Source organism: Streptomyces sp. NBC_00887, from assembly GCF_045207585.1.
This window is the reverse complement of the sequence record NZ_CP108788.1, coordinates 4,611,664-4,630,368: the sequence shown is the minus strand read 5'-3', so window position 1 is coordinate 4,630,368 and position 18,705 is coordinate 4,611,664. Positions and strand designations below refer to the sequence as shown.

The following is an 18,705-nucleotide window of genomic DNA, read 5'->3' as shown; positions in this document are numbered from 1 at the left end:
TTGAGACCATCACATCGGGGACGAAGGGGCGGGGCCGGTCATGGGTGTACGCATACGGCAGGCGGACGAGCGGGACAGGGACCAGGTCGTACGGATCCTGGACGAGGCGTTCCACAACGACCCGGTGAGCAGCTGGGTCTTTCCGGACGAGGAGCACCGGCGCGCGGTGCACGGGAAGTTCCTCGGCGTCTTCGCCGACATCACGCTCGCGGGCGGCCGGATCGACATCCTGGAGGACGGCACGGCCGTGGCCCTCTGGCTCCCGGTGCCGGCGGGAGCACCCGAGGGGGGCGACGACACCCCCGCACTCATGCGGGAGAACGCGGATCCCGACAACGAACGGGCCGAACTGATCGGGAGGCTGACGGGCGCCGTCCACCCGCACGACCGTGCCCACGAGTATCTGCTGATGATCGGCGTCTCGCCGGAGCGCCAGGGGGAGGGGATCGGGGAAGCGCTCATCACCGAGGTGCTGGAGCGGTGCGACCGCGATGGTGTGCCGGCCTATCTGGAGGCGAGCAGCGAGCGCAGCCGAGGTCTCTACGAGCGGCTCGGGTTCACCTTCATGGGGCAGACCGTGGACCTACCGGACGGGCCCTCCATGTGGCCCATGTGGCGTGAACCGTACACAGTCTGAACAGCGGTCAGGCCGCAGCGAGGGGGAAGGGGAGGGTGCCACCGTGGCGGCACCGGGCACGGGCTACAGTCCCTGCACATGACAGATGAGTCGTGGGCAGGCTGGTACCGGGACCGTCACGGTTCCGAGCCGGTCATCCTCACCACGGACGGGCAGCAACTCCGGATTCGCGTCAGGGGTGCGGAATTCGAGGGCGAGAGCTTCGACAGCCTGAGCCCCGTGGCCGCGGTGCCGCCCGAAAGCGGGGCGTTCGACATGGTGGACGGTTCGCTCAGCGACTGCGTCCTCGAGTGGGACCTGCCGCTGCCGGTCCTCGTCTCGGGCACGGTCCGCCAGGTCACGCTCAGTTGCCTGCTGTCGCTGCGCCGCGCCGACCCGGATCTGTACCTCGCCCTCCATCTGGACGGTGCGGCATACGAATCGAACCGGGCCGAGAGCGACTTCGCGTCCGCCCTGGCGACGATCCAGCGCATCCTGCCGCCCGGTATCCGCCTCCAGACGTGCATCGCCTGCGCCTTCTCGGACTACTTCCCCGTACCGGTCCGCGGGCTCTCCGGCGGGCTCGCCTGCTTCCGCGGGGCGAAGGCCGCCTACCGCGACGCGGCAGGCGGCGCGGATGTCGCCGACCTGTGGGACAGGCGGACGGGACTGGTCCAGGAGATATGGAGCTGCCCGGAGTTCGAGCCGCGTCCGGCCGAGGGGGCGGGGACCGGCCACCGTGGTGCCTTCCCGCTCGAGCTTGCCTGATTCCCGACGTCACGGGCATGCGCGTAGGGGCCGCTCCGGAGCGGCCCCTACGGCACTGGTCCGACGGTGTCAGGAAGCGGTACGGGCGAGCGCCGCTGCGAGGCCGTTCCGCCACAGGGTGTTCACCCGCGAGCGCTCGGTCGCGTTCGGGTAGGCGTTCGTGCAGGACGTGCCGGGGCCACCACCGGACATGAGCTCGCTGCACGGGCCGGTGTAGTGGTCCGGCAGCCCGAGCACGTGCCCGGTCTCGTGGGCGGTGACACGGGTCGAGTTGTACTGCCGGTTCTGGGCGTAGTCGAGGAAGATGTAGCCGCTGCCGTGCCCGTCGGTGCTCGCGTACGAGCCCCGTGAGTCATTGCCCTCGTAGTAGCGGAAGTCGGCGTTGGAACCCTCCTGCAGCCTGACGTTGCTGACCGAGCTGTTCCAGATGCTGGTGCTGCTCGCTATCTGGCTGCGGAAGCTCGGGGCGTTGGCGGCGCTGTAGATCACGGTGACCGCCTGTGCGCCCGGGTTGGCGGCGCGCTTCTCGGCGACCGACTTCATGACGGCGTCGAAGAAGGCCTTGTTCGCTGCGGCGTTCTCACTGGATCCGGCGTACGCGGCGTAGCTGGCCTGAGAGGCCGTCACGGAGGTGGAGGGAGCGACAGGGGCCGGCGCGGCGACCGCGGGCGTGGCGCCCAGTGCGGCGGCAAGGGTGAGGCCGAGACCGGCCACAGCCGACATGATGACTGTCCTGGGGTGTCTCATGGGGGGTTCTCCTACCTGTCCGATGAACCCTGTCCGGCGGACCGGACAGGGAACGGGTGGGGGGTACGGAGAGAGTGTGTTGCGCGGCCGGGCGGCAGCGGATGATGTCAACCGGCGATAACGCCGCCTTATCGCCCCACAGCACCGACACCGCAACCGCACATACACGGCGCCCCAACACTCCCTGAATTGCTGCTGTTTAGTGGGGTTGGGCCGTCTGGTGCACCGCGTACGGACAGCCATACGCTCATCGCCATGGAGCTCGAGGTCAGACACCTCAAGGCGCTCTGCGCCATCGCCGACGCGGGCAGCCTGCACCAAGCGGCCCGCCGGCTCGGCGTGAGCCAGCCCTCCCTGACGACCCAGCTGCAGCGGATCGAGAAGTCCCTGGGGGCGGAGCTCTTCAGGCGTGAAAGGACCGGCTGCCGGCCGACGTTGCTCGGACGCGCCGTCCTCAGCAGGGCCCGCCCCCTGGTCGACGGCATGGCGGCGCTGGTCGGAGCCGCCCTGGCAGAGGCCGAGGCGGCCCGCGCGGAAGGCCCCCGGCTCCGCGTCGGATCCACCGCGAGCAGGGTCATCGGCGGCTGGCTGCGCAGACTGCGGGTGCGGCTGCCCGACACCGACATCTCGCTGCGCGTCGACGTCTCCGCCCGGACGCTGCTGCGCACGGTCGCGGCGGGCCGCCTCGACGTCGCGTTCGTGCACGAGGTGGAGGGCTTCCCGCTGGACATTCCGGAGGGCCTGGACCGGCGCGTACTCCTGGACCGGGAACCACAGTTCATCTCGCTGTCGCGCGACCATCCCGCGGCGGGCAGCCCCGTGGTGGACCTCGGCGACCTGGCAGCCGACCGCTGGATGGTCGACCCGTCGGTCGACGGCGAATGGGACGGCGTACGCAGGGTGCTCGGCGCCGCCGGCCTCGACCCGCCCGTCCTGCACGGGGACTACCTCACGGCGGCCTCCCTGGTCGTACTCGGCGAGGCGGTCGCTCCCTGCCAGCCCACCTCGGGCCCGCGCGACGACATGGCGATACGCCCCCTGCGCGGCGACCCGCTCGCGGTGCGGCTGATGCTGGTCTCCCGGACGGGCGCCGACACGGACGTGGTGTACGGGGAGCTGGAAGCGGCGTACCGCGAAGCGGCCCGGCGGGCGGCGGGCTACCACCAGTGGCTGCTGCGCAACCGCAGCCCGCTCGCGCATACGCCCTGAACCGCGGAGAGTTCCCCGTTCTGCCGACAGCGAGGCACCGTTTCCCGCAGAGGCCGCGGCGGGCAAGGTCTTCCCATGAAGATCCTGATGCTGGGCGGCACCGAATTCGTCGGCCGTGCCGTCACCGACGCGGCGCTCACCCGCGGCTGGCAGGTCACGGTGTTCCACCGCGGCCGCCACGCGGCACCGCCGGGGGTGCGGGTACTGACCGGCGACCGTACGACGGGCGGGGACGGCCTCGTCTCACTGGCCGAAGGCACGTGGGACCTGACCGTCGACACCTGGAGCGGCGCCCCCTCCGCCGTACGGGACGCGGCCCGTCTGCTGGCCGGCCGGACCGGGCACTACACCTACGTCTCCAGCCGTTCCGTGTACGAGTACCCCACCCCGGCCGGGCTGCCCGAGGACGGCCCGCTGGTCGCAGGCGCCTCCGCCGACGCGGGCGCGGACGTCCCGTACGCCCTGGCCAAGCGCGGCGGTGAACTGGCGGCGCTCGACGCCTTCGGCGACCGGGCGCTGCTGGCCCGGGCCGGCCTGATCCTCGGGCCCGGCGAGAACGTGGGCCGGCTGCCGTGGTGGCTCGAGCGCACGGCCCGCGGCGGCCCTGTCATCGCCCCGGGGCCACGGGACGCCGCTCTCCAGTACATCGACGCCCGCGACCTGGCGAGCTGGATCCTGGACGCCGCGGCGGCCGGTCTCGGCGGCGCGTACAACACGGTCAGCCACCCCGGTCACACCACCATGGGTGAGCTGCTCGACACCTGCGTCCGGGTCACCGGCTCGCAAGCCGACCTGCGCTGGACCGACCCGGAGGTGCTCCTCGCGGCAGGAGTCGAACCCTGGAGCGACCTGCCGGTCTGGCTGCCCGCCGGCGAGCTCTACGACTCCTTGCACCGGGGCGACGTCGCCAAGGCCCATGCCGCCGGGCTGCGGTGCAGACCCGTGGGCGACACGGTGGCCGACACCTGGCAGTGGATGCGCGAGCGCGGCGGCAAGGCCCCGCAGCGGCCGGACAGGCCCCCGGTCGGCCTCGACGCGCGGACCGAGGCGAAGCTTCTGGCGGCAACCGACACCCCTTAGCGTGGCCAGATGACCGAACACCTGCTGCACCTCGCCGAAGAGCCCCTGTGTCAAGCGGCACGAGGGACCGGGACGTACGAGATGTCCACCCGAGGCCGAACCCTGCGCGAAGAGGGTTTCATCCACTGCTCACTGCCGCACCAGCTCCCCGGTGTCGCGCGGATGCTGTACGGCTCCGACGACGGGGACCTGGTGGTGCTGGTCATCGACCCCGACCGGCTCCAAGTCCCCGTGCGCCACGAGGCGATGGAGCCCGGTGGCGAGGTGTTCCCGCACATCTACGGACCGCTCCCGGTGCACGCGGTCGTGGAGGTACGCCCGTGGACCCACGCCACGGCGCAGAAGGAGGGCGATGCGCTGTGATCGGCCCCCTCGTCGCAGTGACCGGGGCGAGCGGGGCGGTGGGCGGCCGGGTCGCCGAACGGCTCGCCCGCACCGGCGGCCCCGTACGGCTCCTCGGACGCGATCCGGCACGGCTGCCCCGGCTGCCCGGAGCGGACCTCGCGCCGTCCGCCCCTTACGGTGACGGGGAGGCCATGCGCCGCGCGCTGGACGGTGCGCACACCCTGTTCCTCGTCTCCGCCCACGAGAGCCCCGACCGGGTGGGCCAGCACATCACGGCCGTCGACGCGGCCGTGGCCGTAGGCGTCGAGCGCATCGTGTACGTGTCCTTCCTCGCCGCCGCACCTGACGCGACGTTCACCTTCGGGCGCGACCACTGGCACACCGAGGCGCACATCAGGATGACCGGAGTGCGGTACACCTTCCTGCGCGACAGCTGGTACCTGGCGGCACTCCCCGCGATGACGGGCACCGACGGGATCCTGCGCGGTCCGGCCGGAGAGGGCCGGGTGTCGGCCGTGGCGCACGAGGACATCGCGGACGCCGCGTCAGCCGTCCTGCTGGACGAGGGCGTCGGCCACGACGGCGCGACGTACGACCTCACAGGTCCGGAGGCCTTCACCCTCGCCGAGGCGGCCGAGGAGCTGAGCCGCTGCACGGGCCGAACGATCCGCTACGTCCCCGAGACCAGGGAGGAGGCCTACGTCTCCCGTGCGCACTACGGGGCCGAGGACTGGGAAGTGGCCGGCTGGGTCACGTCGTACGAGGCCATCGCGGCCGGCGAGATGGCCGCGCTCTCGGACGCCGTCCCCACCCTCACGGGGCACCCGGCGAAGAACCTGGCCACCTACCTCCGGGAGAACCCGGACAGCTACCGCCACCTCCTCCCCGGAGCCTGACCCGGACAGGCAGGAAGGCGGACAAGACGTGACGCGCTTCTGGGTACCGCCGAGGCGTACGAGGGTCACGTGCTCACCGACGGCGGCCCCGACGCGTTGTCGCGGAAACGCCCGCACCCGGTACGCAGGGCCTCCCGTCGGGAAGCCGCGCGTACCGGGTGCGGACAGATCGGTCCTGCGGATCCGAAGACCGCAGATCAAGCCTTCTTGGTCTCCCAGAAGATCTTGTCGATCTCGGCGATCAGGTCCAGAGCCTTCTGGCCCGTGGCCGGGTCGTTCGAGCCCTTGGCCGCGGAGAGCGCCTTCAGGGCGTCGTTGACCAGCTGGTGCAGCCCCGGGTACTTCTCGAAGTGCGGGGGCTTGAAGTAGTCGCTCCAGAGCACCGAGACGTGGTGCTTCGCGAGCTCGGCACGCTGTTCCTTGACCAGAACGGCGCGCGTGCGGAAGTCCGCGTCCTCATTGGCCTGGTACTTCTCCTGGACGGCCTTGACGGACTCCGCCTCGATGCGGGCCTGGGCCGGGTCGTACACACCGCAGGGCAGGTCGCAGTGGGCGCTGACCTTCACCTTGGGGGCAAACAGGCGGGAAAGCATGGAGCTGTCCTTCCTCGTGATCGTCTTCTCAGGTGGGACATTACTCCGTGGGGGGCCGGTTTCTGCGGCTGCCCCATGGGCTTAGGCCAAAAGTCCAGGGTGACGACGGGACCAGTGGCCGAATGTACGGAGCGGTGCGCGGCGGTGTACTGGAGGACGGACCGGGAGGTGCCACAGATGCCGGAACTGACGCAGGATCCGGGAAACGGGCGGGCGGCGCGGGGCTCGTTCCAGGTGGTGGAGGTGACGGGGCCCTCGATGGTGCCCACCCTCTACCACGGGGACTGGCTGCTCGTGCAGCACGGGGCGCCGGTGCGCCCCGGGGACGTGGTGATCCTGCGTCACCCGTTCCAGCAGGACCTGCTGGTCGTGAAGCGGGCGGCCGAGCGCCGTGGCAGGGGCTGGTGGGTGCTGGGTGACAACTCGTACGCGGGCGGCGACAGCACGGACTACGGAACGGTGCCCGAGGAGCTCGTACTTGCCCGGGTGCGGGCCCGGTACCGGCCGCTGAAGAAGGATCAGCGGTCCGTGTTCGGTGTGCTGGGCTGGGCGGTGTCCGCGCTGCGGCCCGTCTCCTCGGACCGTTCCGTCTCCAGGCGCTTGCGGGCACGGTAGGCCGCCACGTTGGCCCGGGTCGCACAGCGGTCGGAGCAGTAGCGCCGCGAGCGGTTGGTGGAGGTGTCGAGGTAGGCGTTGCGGCACGGCGCTGCCTCGCACAGGCCGAGCCGGTCCACGCCGTGCGAGGTGAGGTGGAAGGCGAGACCCATTGCCGCGATGGCGGCGAAGCCGGCCGTGGCGTTCGACGGATGGTCGGCCAGGTGCATGTGCCAGTCCGGCTTGTCGTCCTCGTCGCGGATGTCGTGGCCGGAGATCTGCGGGCTCACCGGGAACTCCAGCAGCAGTGAGTTGAGCAGGTCCACCGCGAGGGTCTCGTCGCCGCCGTCCGCCGCCTCGAAGACCGCGCGCAGCCGTGCCCGTACGGATCGGAACCGGGTCACGTCCGCGTCGGTGGCGCGGCGGGCGGCCTGGGCGTTGGCGCCGAACAGGTCGCGGACGGACTCGACGGTGGTGAGGGAGTCCTTGTTGCGGGCCGGCTCCTCGGTGTTGACCAGACGCACGGCGTAGTCCGAGTAATAGGCCAGTTCCACTTGTAGTCCTTACGGCGTCGGTCTATGGTCGATGTGTCGGCCAGTGTAATGGGTGGACACGATCATTGGGTATTACGTGGAGGTTCGTGTGACGGAGACGGCGACGGGCACCGACTGGCAGTCCTGGCAGGAGAGCTGGGACCGGCAGCAGGAGTGGTACATGCCGGACCGCGAGGAGCGGTTCCGGGTCATGCTGGACATGGTCGAGGCCGTCGTGGGGCCCGAACCGAGAGTGCTCGACCTGGCGTGCGGTACGGGAAGTATTACGGACCGGCTCCTCAAGCGGTTCCCGAGGGCCACCAGCACCGGTGTCGACCTCGACCCCGCGCTGCTCGCCATCGCCCGCGGCACCTTCGACGGCGACGACAGGGTCACCTTCGTCACCGCCGACCTGAAGGACCCCCGCTGGACCGAGCGGCTCCCGCACACCTCGTACGACGCCGTCCTCACGGCCACGGCCCTGCACTGGCTGCACAGCGAGCCGCTCGCAGCCCTGTACGGACGGGTCGGGCAACTGGTGCGGGACGGGGGTGTGTTCATGAACGCCGACCACATGATCGACACCGACACGCCCCGGATCAACGCCGCCGAACGCGCTCACCGGCACGCCGCGATGGACCGCGCCCGGGCCGACGGTGCGCTCGACTGGGCGGAGTGGTGGGCCCTCGCCGCCAAGGACCCGGTCCTAGCGGGACCGACCGCGGAGCGCTTCAAGATCTACGGCGAGCACGCCGACGGCGACATGCCCTCCGTCCAGTGGCACGCCCGCACCCTGCGCGCAGCCGGCTTCGGGGAGGCGCGGGCGGTCTGGTCCTCACCGTCGGACTCCCTGGTGCTCGCGGTGAAGTAGGGCGGGGAAGCAGAAGCAACACCAGCAGCAGAAGAGGGGCGGCCGCGGCCGCCCCTCTGGCCGGGAGGAACTGCGCACGCTGCTGCTGAGTCCTCAGGTGCTGCCGAAGAAGTAGGGCCGCGCACACGTAGAAGGGCGGTACGGGCCTCGGCCCGTACCGCCCTTCCTTCGCAGAGCGAGGCTCTACAGAACCTTGGACAGGAACGACTTCGTGCGGTCGTGCTGCGGGTTCGTGAGCACGTCACGCGGGTGACCCGATTCGACGACGACGCCGTCGTCCATGAAGACCAGCGCGTCGCCGACCTCACGGGCGAAGCCCATCTCGTGGGTGACGACGATCATCGTCATGCCGTCCTCGGCCAGACCGCGCATCACGTCCAGGACGTCGCCGACCAGCTCCGGGTCGAGCGCCGAAGTCGGCTCGTCGAAGAGCATCAGCTTCGGCTCCATGGCCAGGGCGCGGGCGATCGCCACCCGCTGCTGCTGTCCGCCGGAGAGCTGGGTCGGGTAGTTCTTGGCCTTGTCGGACAGGCCGACCCGGTCCAGGAGCCGCTCCGCACGGGCCCTGGCGACAGCCTTGGTCTCGCCCTTGACCTGGATCGGCGCCTCCATGACGTTCTCGAGGGCCGTCATGTGCGGGAACAGGTTGAAGCGCTGGAAGACCATGCCGATGTCCCGGCGCTGGAGCGCGACTTCGCTGTCCTTGAGCTCGTAGAGCTTGTCGCCCTTCTGCCGGTAGCCGACCAGGTCGCCGTCGACGTACAGCCGCCCGGCGTTGATCTGCTCCAGGTGGTTGATGCACCGCAGGAACGTCGACTTGCCGGAACCGGACGGGCCGATCAGACAGAAGACCTCACGCGGGGCGACCTCCAGGTCGATGCCCTTGAGGATGTGCGCGGCGCCGAAGGACTTGTGTACGCCTTCGGCCTTCACCATCGCGGTCATGCGGAACCACCCTCCGAGGGACGATTGCTGAAGGAGGCGAGGTTGACCTTGACCCGCTGCCACGGGGTGAGCGGCAGACTGCGCAGGCTGCCCCGGGCGTAGCGGCGCTCCAGGTAGTACTGGCCCACGCTGAAGACGCTGGTCATGATGATGTACCAGATCGAGGCGACGAAGAGCATCTCCATCACCGCGTAACTGGTCGAGCCGATCTGCGACGTGGAGCGCAGCAGTTCGTTGTAGGTGACCGCGTAGACCAGGGACGAGGTCTTCAGCATGTTGATGAACTCGTTGCCGGTCGGCGGGATGATCACCCGCAGCGCCTGCGGGAGCACCACACGGCGCATGGTCTTCGCCTGGGTCATGCCGAGCGCGTGCGAGGCCTCGGTCTGGCCCTCGTCGACCGACTGGATGCCGGCCCGGACGATCTCCGCCATGTACGCGGCCTCGTTGAGGGCCAGCCCCAGCAGGGCGCACATGAACGGGGTCATCACGTCGGTCATCTCGTCCTTGTAGATGAACGGGATGTTGAGGACCGGGAAGATCAGCGCCAGGTTGAACCAGAGCAGCAGCTGCACGTAGACCGGAGTGCCGCGGAAGAACCAGATGTAGAGCCAGGCGACCCAGCTGGTCACCGGGTTCTTCGAGAGGCGCATGACGGCGAGCACCACGCCCAGGACCACGCCGAGGACCATGGCCAGCACGCTGATCAGCAGCGTGCGGCCGGCGCCTGCCAGGACGGTGTCGTCGAACACCTTGTCCTGGACCGCCTGCCACTGGATGTTGCCCTGCGAGAAGGCGTACACGACGGCGGCGAGCAGACCTACGACGACCACGCCGCTGATCCAGCGACCGTAGTGCCGGACGGGAATGGCCCTGATGGTCTCCGGTGCGACGGTGGTTGCCTTGGAGACGGGTGCGGCGACGGCTGATGTGCCGCCGGGCACCTTGTCGAAACTGTCAGTCACGGTGACTGCCCTTCGGTGGTGCGACGGTCACTTGCCGCCGTTGACGGCGGCCTTGTCGATCGCTCCGGTGCCGGCGCCCCACTTGTCGAGCACCTTCTTGTAGGAGCCGTCGGCGATGATCGCGTCGACGGCCTCCTTGAGCACGTCACGCAGTTCGGTGTTGTCCTTGTTGACCGCGATGCCGAACGGGCCGGCGTCGACCTGCTCGCCGACGACCTCGAAGTCGTTGCCGCCACCGGCCTTGCGGGCCAGGTCGACCGCGACGGGGTAGTCGTTGACACCGGCGACGGCGCCGCCCGACTTCACGCGGGTCTGGGCCTCGGTGTCGTTCTCGAAGGACTCGATCTTGATGGCCTTCTCGCCACCGGCGGTGCAGGCCTTGGACTGCTTCTTCAGGGCCTCCTCGTACGTGGTGCCGCGCTGGACCGCCGCGACCTTCCCGCACAGGTCCTCGATGGACTTGATGCCCTCGGGGTTGCCCTTCTTGGTGTAGACGGCGGTGCCGGCGAGGAAGTAGTCGACGAAGTCGACGCCCTTGCCCAGCTTCTTGCCCTTGTCGTCCAGGCCCTCCTGACGCTGCTTGTTGTCCGTGATGGACGACATGGCGATGTCGTGGCGACCGGTGTTCAGGGCGGTGATCAGACCGTCGAAGGAGCCGGAGGTGAACTCGAACTTCACGCCCAGCTGCTTGCCGAGCGCCTCGGCGATGTCGGGGTCGACGCCGACGATCTTGCCGTTCTCGACGGACTCCATCGGGGCGTACTCGGCGTTCGTGCCGACCTTGATGACGCCGGACTTCTGGTACTTCGCCGGGAGCTTGTCGAACAGCGGGGCACCGCTCTTCGACGCGGTGCCGTCACCGGCCTTCGTCGAGCCGCCCTCTGTCTGGTCGCCACAGGCGGTCAGCAGCAGGGTGCCCGCGACCGCGACAGCGCAGACCGCGGCAATCCGGGACTTCGCGGTCGTACGACGCGTGGTGCTTGCGGTCATGGTCGGAATCCTCCGGCGGTGAGAAGAACGCTGGTCATCGGGTTGGCACGCACCATCGGGTGTCGCAACCTTGTGTGATTACGGCATCTTGCCATTCGGACTAGCCCATTCAGGGGACCCGGCATGTCAAAATCGGGTAACGGGCGACCCCCGAACCCCAACGGGCCGGTACTGCAAGGCCGGACCATCTGTTGGAAACCGAGCATTCTTCCGGAGAATCTCCGGTGCGTCTCAACCGGCGGGCGACCTTTATGACCCTTAGTGGACTTGTCCAGATATTCGACTATGAGTCATGTCACCGAGGCGGTATGGACTCGTCCGGGGCCCCGTCCGTCCGGTAAGAAAGACCTTTACACCCCTCATCCGGGGCCCAGGGCGCGTGTGCGGCGCGCCCGCGCGTACGTACTTCCCCTGCGGAGCGGGCCAACCGCTCAGTGCCGGGAACGTACGTGGTGCCCACCCACCCCTCCTCAACCAGGAGTGGCCACCCTCAAACGATGAAGACTTAAGGGGTCAACACAATGGCAGCGGAGATCGTCAATCCTCGCAGCGACGACAGCAAGACGCACGGTGCGGCCAGTGCGAACGACATCAGCAGTGCGGGCGAGCTCTTCGATCCGGCCTTCGCCCTCCACCGCGGCGGGAAGATGGCCGTGCAGGCCACCGTGCCCATCCGCGACAAGGACGACCTGTCCCTCGCGTACACGCCGGGCGTGGCCAAGGTGTGCAGCGCCATCGCCGAGAATCCCGAGCTCGTCCACGACTACACCTGGAAGTCGCAGGTCGTGGCCGTCGTGACGGACGGCACCGCCGTGCTCGGCCTCGGGGACATCGGCCCCGAGGCATCCCTTCCGGTGATGGAGGGCAAGGCGATCCTGTTCAAGCAGTTCGGCGGCGTCGACGCGGTTCCGATCGCGCTCGCGACCACGGACACGGACGAGATCATCGAGACCGTGGTGCGCCTCGCGCCGTCCTTCGGCGGGGTCAACCTGGAGGACATCTCGGCCCCCAGGTGCTTCGAGATCGAGCGCAAGCTCCAGGAGCGCCTGGACATTCCGGTCTTCCACGACGACCAGCACGGCACGGCCGTCGTGACGCTCGCGGCACTGCGCAACGCCGCCAAGCTCTCGGGGCGGACCCTCGGTGATCTGCGCGGCGTCATCTCCGGTGCCGGTGCGGCCGGGGTTGCCATCGCGAAGTTCCTGCTGGAGGCGGGCATCGGTGACGTCGCCGTCGCCGACCGCAAGGGCATTGTCAGCCGGGACCGCGACGACCTCACGGACGTCAAGCGAGAGCTGGCGGAACTGACGAACAGGGGGGGCCTCTCCGGTCCGCTGGAGACGGCCCTCGCCGGTGCGGACGTCTTCATCGGGGTCTCCGGCGGCACGGTTCCCGAGCCGGCGGTCGCCTCGATGGCACGGGGAGCGTTCGTCTTCGCCATGGCGAACCCGAACCCCGAGGTCCACCCCGACATCGCGCACAAGTACGCGGCGGTCGTGGCGACCGGGCGCTCGGACTACCCGAACCAGATCAACAACGTGCTGGCGTTCCCCGGCATCTTCGCGGGCGCTCTCCAGGTCCGGGCCTCCCGGATCACCGAGGGCATGAAGATCGCCGCGGCGAACGCACTGGCCGATGTCGTGGGCGACGAACTGGCGGCGGACTACGTGATCCCGTCGCCGTTCGACGAGCGGGTCGCTCCTGCGGTCACGGCCGCGGTGGCCGCGGCCGCGCGGGCCGAGGGCGTGGCACGCCGCTGATGCGGTGAGGCGGGGGTGGGTCGGGGAGCGGGTCCGCTGCGCGGGTCTGTTCCCCACCCGCCCCCGTTCCTGTCGGGGCGAGCTCGTTGGGGCGAGCGTCACACCATCGGACAGTTACGTCACGGCGCGTCACCGCCTATCGTCGGGGCCATGTTCGCCGCCTACGCCGCACGCATCGACCGGGACCAGCCCCTCAACGGACTTGAGCTGGGCGAACGCCCCGCTCCCGAGGCGCGATCCGGCTGGACCACCGTCTCCGTCAGGGCCGCCTCCCTCAACCACCACGACCTCTGGTCCCTGCGGGGCGTCGGCCTCGCCGAGGACAAGCTGCCCATGATCCTCGGCTGCGACGCCGCGGGGATCGACCAGGACGGCAACGAGGTCGTCCTGCACTCGGTGATCGGCCAGACCGGACACGGCGTCGGTCCCCGGGAGCCCCGCTCCATCCTCACCGAGCGCTACCAGGGGACGTTCGCCGAGCAGGTCACGGTCCCGAGCTGGAACGTGCTGCCCAAGCCGAAGGAACTCACCTTCGAGCAGGCCGCCTGCCTTCCGACCGCGTGGCTCACCGCGTACCGGATGCTGTTCACCAACGCGGGCGTGCGGCCGGGCGACTCCGTCCTCGTCCAGGGGGCCGGTGGCGGTGTCGCCACCGCGGCGATCGTGCTCGGCAGGGCCGCCGGGCTCAGGGTGTACGCCACCAGCCGTGACGAAGCCAGGCGCAAGCGGGCCGTCGAGCTGGGTGCGATCGAGGCGTACGAGCCCGGCGCACGGCTGCCGCAGCGCGTCGACGCCGTCATCGAGACCGTGGGCGCAGCGACCTGGTCACACTCGGTGAAGTCCCTCCGTCCCGGCGGCACACTGGTCATCTCGGGTGCGACCAGCGGCGACCGTCCCGCGCATGCGGAGCTGACCCGGATCTTCTTCCTGGAGCTCAAGGTCGTCGGTTCGACGATGGGCTCCAAGGACGAACTGGAGGACCTGCTGTCGTTCTGCGCGGCCACAGGGGTACGTCCCGTCATCGATGAGGTCCTTCCGCTGGATCGGGCCCGTGAGGGCTTCGAGCGACTCGCTGCCGGAGACCAGTTCGGGAAGATCGTTCTGACCACCGTGTGACCGCCGGGACCGAAGGCGCCCCGTGCGCCGGGGAGGGGCTGTCGCTGCGCCCCTGGCAGCCGTACGACGCCCCGGCCGTCCTTGGTGCCTTCGCCCCGGCCGAGATGTCGCGCCAGTCGGGCCGGCCGGTCACTTCCCCGGCCGAGGCCCTGGACTGGATCGCCGACCGGGAGAACGGGCGAGCGGCCGGCTCGGGTACGCGTGGGCCGTCGTCCGGGAGAACGTGGTGCTCGGGTGTGCCGCCGTGACCGCGGTGAACCACGTCCACGACACGGGCTGGGTCTCGTACCGGACGGTTGAGGGGGCGCGTGGCGGGGGTGTTGCCGCCGCGGGCGTACGGGCGCTCGCCCGCTGGGCCTTCGACGATCTGGGACTCCACCGGCTGGAACTCGGACACCGGACGAACAACCCGGCCTCCTGCAAGGTGGCCGAGCGGGCCGGCTTCGCGGTGGAGGGCCTCGAACGGGGGAAGCTCCGCTACGGCGACGTCCGGTACGACGTGGAGCGGCACGCCCGGCCGGCCACCGATCCTGTCAATTTTGGTTGACGCCTCTTGGTTGTCAATGTAAGTTGACATCATGACCGAAGCAACGGATCTCGCCGCACGTGCCGGTGATCACGACCCGCGCGTGGGGTTGCGGGCCGTCGCCGCGCTGCGGCGGCTGCTTGAGCAACTCGAAGCCGTGCAAGTGAGAAGTGCCCGCGCCCAGGGCTGGTCGTGGCAGGAAATCGCCGCAGAGCTGGGTGTCAGCCGGCAGGCCGTGCACAAGAAGTACGGGAGGCATTGATGTTCGAGCGATTCACGAAGGGTGCCCGGGCCACGGTGACCGGCGCCGTGGTTCATGCCGAGCGAAAGGGCTCGAACTCGGTCACCGAGGAGCATCTGCTGCTCTCGCTGCTGGACCGGACAGGCAGCCGCGCGGCCTTCGCCACCGCCTCCCTCGGTCTCGTCGACCAACGCTCCTCCCTGGAGGCGGCTCTCGCGGAGGCCAGGCGTCTCGGCGGCCTCACCAAGGCGGATACGGAGGCGCTGGCCGGTCTGGGTATCGACGTCACCGAGATCGTGGCCAGAGTCGAAGGGGCCCATGGCGAGGGAGCCCTGCAAGGCGACCGCAGGAGCCGTCGGTGGTGGTCGGCGCAGCGCCCGTTCACCGGGGGCGCGAAGGGCATCCTGGAGAAGTCCCTGCGTGTCGCCCTCGGGCGCGGCGACAAATTCATCGGCGAGGAACACGTCCTGCTGGCACTGACGGCCTGCCCCGGAGTGGTCGCCGATGTGCTCGCGGAACACGGCGCCACGTACGCCACGGTGGAGCGTGCGCTGTACGGGGACGAGGGGGAAGGCCGGGCGAAGGCGGGCTGACACCCACCGGGCCCGCCCCGGCCCTTGGGCCCGCCCCACTACCGGGCAAAGAGGCCCACCGGCCGAAGAGGCCGCCCGGGCGAAGAGGCCGCCCGGGCGAAGGGCCGCCCGGGGCCCCCGGGCCTGACCATCCGCCGGGCTGCCCCTGCCCCCCCCCCGGCGTAGGCTCCGGCCGGACCCGGTCGGAACCTACGCCCGGCCGCTTCGCCGGTTCAGCCCTTCTTGGTGTTCTCGGTCTTGCCGTCGGCGGTGCCTCGGAGCAGTGTGCCGATGTGTGCCGCGGCCGTCGCGAGGTGGCGGCGGGCCTCTGTCAGCTGGTCCTCGGTGACTCCCCGGTCCCGCGCCACGTCCCGGATGTCGTCGCGGAAGCGGTCCAGCAGGCGGTCGAGGTCGCGGGACGGGTCGCCCGTGGTCGTCGCGTCGGAGGCCCACTCGACGTCGGGGGCCCACTCGACGTCGGGGGCGGCGGGGTCGGGCCTCGTGTACGAGGGCCAGCTGCCGGTCTTCGCGAAGTTGCCGAGCTGGCCGGTGATCTCGGCCAGGCCTTCCCGTACGCCCGTGGGCCAGTCGCCCCGAGCGAAATGCTCCTGCACCTGGCGTGCGGCGTTCTGCATCTGCTCACGCGCCTTCTCGTGGGCCTCCCGGGCCTGCCGGCGGGCCTGCTCCGCGTCTTCACGGGCGCGACGGGACTCGTCCTTCGCCCGGCGGGCCTGTTCCTTCCACTCCTGCTTCGCCTTGCGGAGCTCTTCCTTCGCCGTGCGCCATGTCTCGCTGTCCCCGAAGTCGGAGTCCCAGCCGCTCCGGGCGCCGCCCGTCGCCTGTCGCGACTCGGACGCCGCCGCCCGCATCTCGCTGCGCACCTTGCCCGCCGCCCCGCGTACGTCGTCGCGGATCTCCGCGGCCAGCTCGGAGACCGATTCGCGGATCTCCAGCTCCAGGTCGGCCAGCTCGCCGCCGCGGCCCGCCAGTTCGGCGCGCCCGGCGTCGGTGATCGAGTAGACCTTGCGGCCGCCTTCGGTGGCATGGGTGACCAGGCCTTCGGCCTCCAGCTTCGCCAGGCGCGGGTACACGGTGCCGGCCGACGGCGCGTACAGCCCCTGGAAGCGTTCCTCCAGCAGACGGATCACTTCGTAGCCGTGCCGCGGGGCCTCGTCCAGCAGCTTCAGGAGATACAGGCGTAGGCGGCCGTGGGCGAATACGGGGGGCATGTCAGAGCACCTTTCCGGTCGGCTCGGCGTCGTACTGGTCGTCCTCGGCCGGTGGGCGGCGCAGCAGGGCGATCGAGCCGGACACGGTCGTCGCCTTGAGCTTCCCCGTCCCGGCGCCGAGCGTGCCGGTGATCTTCTTCGCTCCCCACTGGCCGCCCACCCGCAGGTCCTCGAAGGCGTTGGAGACCGCGCCGCTCGCGGTGTTCGCCTCGACCTTCGCGTCCGCCGGATGCGGCAGCCGGATGGCGATCTCGCCGGAGACCGTGGTCAGCCTGATGTCCGTGGGCTTCGGGGACGTGTCGACATCAAGGACCATGTGGCCGCTGACCGATTCGGCCCGCACCGACGTCCCGGCGCCCTCGACGACCGTCAGGTCTCCCGATACGGACTGGAAGCGGAGGTCGCCGGTGACGGCCTGGGCCTCCAGGTTGCCGGAGACGGTCTCCGCGCGGACCACGCCGGAGAGTCCCACCAGGGTGGTGTCACCGGTGACACCCCGCAGCTCCGTGCGGCCCCGGATCCCGGAGACGACCGCCCCGGCGCCGACCACACCGACCTCCACCGCGGAACCGGAGGGAACAGCGAGCGAGACGACGGCGTGACGCCGCGGCGTCTTCCGGTCGAGCCAGCTGAGGAACCCCTTCCAGGGCAGATCCTCGTAGGTCACGGTCAGGGTGCCGTCCCGCTGGGTCACGATCAGCGGGGGGCCCTCGATGCCGGAGACCTCCAGGCGCGCGGTGGCCTCGTCGGTGCCGACGACATTGACCGCCCCGTTGACGATGCGCACACTGAGCGCCGTCACGGGGGCGTCGAATGTGAGCCTCTGGGGCTCGGCGACGGACCACGTCGACTCAGGCATGGATCGGACCTCCCGGAGAGCATGACGTGACGCAACATATCGCGTCTCTTGAGAACACGATATATCGCGGATTGCGGAAGTCAAGGGGCCTTCGATGGATCGCGATAGCGGACAAATAAAGCCATGTGTGGGCGAATTGCCCTAGCGTATGGACCATGACCGCGACATCCGTGGGCGCCCTGCTGCTGTGCCGGGCCGACCCCGAGACCGTACGGCCCCTGGCGCATCTCCTGCGCGAACCGATGCTGCTCACCCCGGCCGGCGACGGGTGGAGCGCCGTCGTTCCCGAGGGGAAGCCCTGGCGCAGTGAGGGCGGCGAGCCGGTCGACCGGGTCCTCGGCGGCTGGGCGACCGCGCTCGCGGTGGGTTCGGCGTGGCCGGTGCTCGCCCTGTGGTGGGACGGCGACCGCTCCGGCTACACCCTCGCCTCGGGCTTCCGCCGCCCGGTCGGCTACATCTGGCTGGCCGACGGCACCCCGGCGGGCGAGGACGAGGCCATGCGGACGTTCGCGGTACGGCTGGGCCTCGACCCGGTCCTGGACGTCCAGGAACTGGAGGCGCTGACGCGTCCGGACCCGGAGGCGGACGCCGACGCCCGGCTGCGCGGACTTCTCTCCGTCCTCTCCCGTACCGGCGTCTCCCTCCCCGCCGGCCTCACCCCCGGCGAACCGGCCGACCGGCTGCGCGGCGTGGCCGGGGCGCACCCGCAAGCGGAACAGATCGAGTGGGCCGGCTGGCGCGATGCCGTACGGGTGGAGCTCGACGCGGTCGAGAGCGGAAGTCTCGGGCCGTGGGTGCTCGGTCCCCGGGCCCGTGCAGCGGCCGCCGCGCAGGTCGCGGTAGGAGTTCCGCTCGCTCTGTGGGGTGCCCGCCGACGCAGCGGGGGCTGGGTCGCGGCGGGCCTGATCCTGCTGGCGCAGGGCGCCCTGGGGCTCGCCTACAACCGGTTCAGACGCGAAGCGGAAGCCGCGGGAACGCCCCGGCGGTGACTACTCGTCCTCGTCCTCGTCGTCGAGCCGGGCCAGCCAGGTCGCCAGGCGCTCGACGGGAACCTCGAAGTCGGGGTTGAGGTCGACGAACGTGCGCAGCTGCTCGGCGAGCCACTCGAAGGTGACTTCCTCCTCGCCGCGCCGCTTCTCAAGTTCCTCGATGCCACGGTCCGTGAAGTACATGCGACCAGAATAACGAGGCCGAAACGCCGCGGTGCCCGGCCCCGCGATGATCTCGCGGGACCGGGCACCGACGGTGCT

The 18,705-nt window shown here is 70.3% G+C and carries 22 protein-coding genes and 1 pseudogene; 14 read left to right on the top strand and 9 right to left on the bottom strand.

Going from position 1 to position 18,705, the window contains the following annotated elements; genetic code table 11:
- The first annotated feature begins 40 nt into the window (after window positions 1-40).
- Window positions 41-637, top strand: a complete 597-nt coding sequence (locus tag OG844_RS20940; RefSeq protein ID WP_406392226.1) for a GNAT family N-acetyltransferase — start codon at window positions 41-43, stop codon at window positions 635-637.
- A 78-nt stretch (window positions 638-715) separates the two neighbouring features.
- Window positions 716-1,384 carry a DUF6304 family protein gene (locus OG844_RS20935; protein ID WP_406392225.1) on the top strand — a complete coding sequence of 223 codons (669 nt, stop codon included), beginning with the start codon at window positions 716-718 and terminating at the stop codon, window positions 1,382-1,384.
- Between the two features lie 69 nt (window positions 1,385-1,453).
- Here the strand turns inward: OG844_RS20935 and snpA are convergent, their stop codons facing one another.
- Window positions 1,454-2,107 (bottom strand): snapalysin, encoded by a 654-nt coding sequence (gene snpA, locus OG844_RS20930; RefSeq protein WP_406396202.1) that lies wholly within the window; start codon window positions 2,105-2,107, stop codon window positions 1,454-1,456.
- 279 nt (window positions 2,108-2,386) lie between these two features.
- Between snpA and OG844_RS20925 the strand changes: the two genes are divergently transcribed.
- From OG844_RS20925 to OG844_RS20910, 4 genes are all read left to right on the top strand, one after another.
- Window positions 2,387-3,340, top strand: coding sequence for a LysR family transcriptional regulator (locus OG844_RS20925; protein WP_406392224.1), 954 nt, complete (start codon window positions 2,387-2,389; stop codon window positions 3,338-3,340).
- A gap of 75 nt (window positions 3,341-3,415) precedes the next feature.
- Window positions 3,416-4,420, top strand: coding sequence for an NAD-dependent epimerase/dehydratase family protein (locus tag OG844_RS20920; protein ID WP_406392223.1), 1,005 nt, complete (start codon window positions 3,416-3,418; stop codon window positions 4,418-4,420).
- A gap of 9 nt (window positions 4,421-4,429) precedes the next feature.
- The gene (locus OG844_RS20915; protein ID WP_406392221.1) at window positions 4,430-4,783 is read left to right on the top strand and encodes a DUF952 domain-containing protein; all 354 of its coding nucleotides are present in this window, start codon (window positions 4,430-4,432) and stop codon (window positions 4,781-4,783) included.
- Window positions 4,780-5,661, top strand: a complete 882-nt coding sequence (locus OG844_RS20910) for an SDR family oxidoreductase (protein ID WP_406392219.1) — start codon at window positions 4,780-4,782, stop codon at window positions 5,659-5,661. The genes OG844_RS20915 and OG844_RS20910 overlap by 4 nt, the downstream gene beginning before the upstream one ends.
- Before the next feature lie 197 nt (window positions 5,662-5,858).
- Here OG844_RS20910 and sodN read toward each other — a convergent pair whose 3' ends face one another.
- Window positions 5,859-6,254: a superoxide dismutase, Ni gene (gene sodN, locus OG844_RS20905; RefSeq protein ID WP_406392217.1), complete on the bottom strand. Its 396-nt coding sequence runs from the start codon at window positions 6,252-6,254 to the stop codon at window positions 5,859-5,861.
- A gap of 177 nt (window positions 6,255-6,431) precedes the next feature.
- On the opposite strand from sodN, the gene sodX reads away from it, so the two are divergent.
- On the top strand, window positions 6,432-6,869 hold the full coding sequence (gene sodX, locus OG844_RS20900) for a nickel-type superoxide dismutase maturation protease (RefSeq protein ID WP_351167088.1): 438 nt from the start codon (window positions 6,432-6,434) through the stop codon (window positions 6,867-6,869).
- Here the strand turns inward: sodX and OG844_RS20895 are convergent.
- On the bottom strand, window positions 6,773-7,402 hold the full coding sequence (locus tag OG844_RS20895) for a CGNR zinc finger domain-containing protein (RefSeq protein ID WP_383185879.1): 630 nt from the start codon (window positions 7,400-7,402) through the stop codon (window positions 6,773-6,775). The two genes, sodX and OG844_RS20895, sit on opposite strands and share 97 nt — an antisense overlap.
- Before the next feature lie 88 nt (window positions 7,403-7,490).
- Here OG844_RS20895 and OG844_RS20890 point away from each other — a divergent pair, with 88 nt between their 5' ends.
- Complete coding sequence (locus OG844_RS20890) at window positions 7,491-8,252, top strand: class I SAM-dependent methyltransferase (protein WP_406392216.1); 762 nt, start codon at window positions 7,491-7,493, stop codon at window positions 8,250-8,252.
- A 183-nt stretch (window positions 8,253-8,435) separates the two neighbouring features.
- On the opposite strand, the gene OG844_RS20885 is transcribed toward OG844_RS20890, so the two are convergent.
- The 3 genes from OG844_RS20885 to OG844_RS20875 are packed head-to-tail and all read right to left on the bottom strand — an operon-like array spanning window position 8,436 to window position 11,152.
- A complete protein-coding gene (locus OG844_RS20885) occupies window positions 8,436-9,197 on the bottom strand; it encodes an amino acid ABC transporter ATP-binding protein (RefSeq protein WP_406392215.1) in 762 nt (253 codons plus the stop codon).
- Window positions 9,194-10,162, bottom strand: coding sequence for an amino acid ABC transporter permease (locus OG844_RS20880; RefSeq protein WP_406392213.1), 969 nt, complete (start codon window positions 10,160-10,162; stop codon window positions 9,194-9,196). Before OG844_RS20880 ends, OG844_RS20885 begins: the two co-directional genes overlap by 4 nt.
- Window positions 10,163-10,189: 27 nt before the next feature.
- Window positions 10,190-11,152 (bottom strand): ABC transporter substrate-binding protein, encoded by a 963-nt coding sequence (locus OG844_RS20875; protein ID WP_351167080.1) that lies wholly within the window; start codon window positions 11,150-11,152, stop codon window positions 10,190-10,192.
- Window positions 11,153-11,673: 521 nt separating this feature from the next.
- On the opposite strand from OG844_RS20875, the gene OG844_RS20870 reads away from it, so the two are divergent.
- From OG844_RS20870 to OG844_RS20850, 5 genes and pseudogenes are all read left to right on the top strand, one after another.
- Window positions 11,674-12,912, top strand: coding sequence for an NADP-dependent malic enzyme (locus OG844_RS20870; protein WP_406392211.1), 1,239 nt, complete (start codon window positions 11,674-11,676; stop codon window positions 12,910-12,912).
- A gap of 150 nt (window positions 12,913-13,062) precedes the next feature.
- Window positions 13,063-14,028 carry a zinc-binding dehydrogenase gene (locus OG844_RS20865; protein WP_406392210.1) on the top strand — a complete coding sequence of 322 codons (966 nt, stop codon included), beginning with the start codon at window positions 13,063-13,065 and terminating at the stop codon, window positions 14,026-14,028.
- A gap of 104 nt (window positions 14,029-14,132) precedes the next feature.
- Window positions 14,133-14,575, top strand: a pseudogene (locus OG844_RS20860) (GNAT family N-acetyltransferase).
- Window positions 14,576-14,606: 31 nt separating this feature from the next.
- Window positions 14,607-14,816 (top strand): helix-turn-helix domain-containing protein, encoded by a 210-nt coding sequence (locus OG844_RS20855; RefSeq protein ID WP_329207492.1) that lies wholly within the window; start codon window positions 14,607-14,609, stop codon window positions 14,814-14,816.
- Complete coding sequence (locus OG844_RS20850) at window positions 14,816-15,388, top strand: Clp protease N-terminal domain-containing protein (protein ID WP_406392208.1); 573 nt, start codon at window positions 14,816-14,818, stop codon at window positions 15,386-15,388. Before OG844_RS20855 ends, OG844_RS20850 begins: the two co-directional genes overlap by 1 nt.
- Window positions 15,389-15,600: 212 nt before the next feature.
- Here OG844_RS20850 and OG844_RS20845 read toward each other — a convergent pair whose 3' ends face one another.
- A complete protein-coding gene (locus tag OG844_RS20845) occupies window positions 15,601-16,596 on the bottom strand; it encodes a helix-turn-helix transcriptional regulator (RefSeq protein ID WP_406392207.1) in 996 nt (331 codons plus the stop codon).
- A 1-nt stretch (window position 16,597) separates the two neighbouring features.
- Window positions 16,598-17,455 (bottom strand): DUF4097 family beta strand repeat-containing protein, encoded by an 858-nt coding sequence (locus OG844_RS20840; protein WP_406392205.1) that lies wholly within the window; start codon window positions 17,453-17,455, stop codon window positions 16,598-16,600.
- A gap of 155 nt (window positions 17,456-17,610) precedes the next feature.
- On the opposite strand from OG844_RS20840, the gene OG844_RS20835 reads away from it, so the two are divergent.
- Window positions 17,611-18,444 (top strand): hypothetical protein, encoded by an 834-nt coding sequence (locus OG844_RS20835; protein ID WP_406392204.1) that lies wholly within the window; start codon window positions 17,611-17,613, stop codon window positions 18,442-18,444.
- Here OG844_RS20835 and OG844_RS20830 read toward each other — a convergent pair whose 3' ends face one another.
- Window positions 18,445-18,627 carry a DUF6104 family protein gene (locus OG844_RS20830; RefSeq protein WP_003961784.1) on the bottom strand — a complete coding sequence of 61 codons (183 nt, stop codon included), beginning with the start codon at window positions 18,625-18,627 and terminating at the stop codon, window positions 18,445-18,447. It abuts the gene before it with no gap.
- Between the last annotated feature and the right edge of the window lie 78 nt (window positions 18,628-18,705).

Bases quoted from the DNA above. Each gene is read 5' to 3' on its own strand.
- OG844_RS20940 (WP_406392226.1), top strand. From the start codon at position 41: ATGGGTGTACGCATACGGCAGGCGGACGAGCGGGACAGGGACCAGGTC.
- OG844_RS20935 (WP_406392225.1), top strand. From the start codon at position 716: ATGACAGATGAGTCGTGGGCAGGCTGGTACCGGGACCGTCACGGTTCC.
- snpA (WP_406396202.1), bottom strand. From the start codon at position 2,107: ATGTCGGCTGTGGCCGGTCTCGGCCTCACCCTTGCCGCCGCACTGGGC.
- OG844_RS20925 (WP_406392224.1), top strand. From the start codon at position 2,387: ATGGAGCTCGAGGTCAGACACCTCAAGGCGCTCTGCGCCATCGCCGAC.
- OG844_RS20920 (WP_406392223.1), top strand. From the start codon at position 3,416: ATGAAGATCCTGATGCTGGGCGGCACCGAATTCGTCGGCCGTGCCGTC.
- OG844_RS20915 (WP_406392221.1), top strand. From the start codon at position 4,430: ATGACCGAACACCTGCTGCACCTCGCCGAAGAGCCCCTGTGTCAAGCG.
- sodN (WP_406392217.1), bottom strand. From the start codon at position 6,254: ATGCTTTCCCGCCTGTTTGCCCCCAAGGTGAAGGTCAGCGCCCACTGC.
- sodX (WP_351167088.1), top strand. From the start codon at position 6,432: ATGCCGGAACTGACGCAGGATCCGGGAAACGGGCGGGCGGCGCGGGGC.
- OG844_RS20885 (WP_406392215.1), bottom strand. From the start codon at position 9,197: ATGACCGCGATGGTGAAGGCCGAAGGCGTACACAAGTCCTTCGGCGCC.
- OG844_RS20875 (WP_351167080.1), bottom strand. From the start codon at position 11,152: ATGACCGCAAGCACCACGCGTCGTACGACCGCGAAGTCCCGGATTGCC.
- OG844_RS20870 (WP_406392211.1), top strand. From the start codon at position 11,674: ATGGCAGCGGAGATCGTCAATCCTCGCAGCGACGACAGCAAGACGCAC.
- OG844_RS20865 (WP_406392210.1), top strand. From the start codon at position 13,063: ATGTTCGCCGCCTACGCCGCACGCATCGACCGGGACCAGCCCCTCAAC.
- OG844_RS20855 (WP_329207492.1), top strand. From the start codon at position 14,607: ATGACCGAAGCAACGGATCTCGCCGCACGTGCCGGTGATCACGACCCG.
- OG844_RS20850 (WP_406392208.1), top strand. From the start codon at position 14,816: ATGTTCGAGCGATTCACGAAGGGTGCCCGGGCCACGGTGACCGGCGCC.
- OG844_RS20845 (WP_406392207.1), bottom strand. From the start codon at position 16,596: ATGCCCCCCGTATTCGCCCACGGCCGCCTACGCCTGTATCTCCTGAAG.
- OG844_RS20840 (WP_406392205.1), bottom strand. From the start codon at position 17,455: ATGCCTGAGTCGACGTGGTCCGTCGCCGAGCCCCAGAGGCTCACATTC.
- OG844_RS20835 (WP_406392204.1), top strand. From the start codon at position 17,611: ATGACCGCGACATCCGTGGGCGCCCTGCTGCTGTGCCGGGCCGACCCC.
- OG844_RS20830 (WP_003961784.1), bottom strand. From the start codon at position 18,627: ATGTACTTCACGGACCGTGGCATCGAGGAACTTGAGAAGCGGCGCGGC.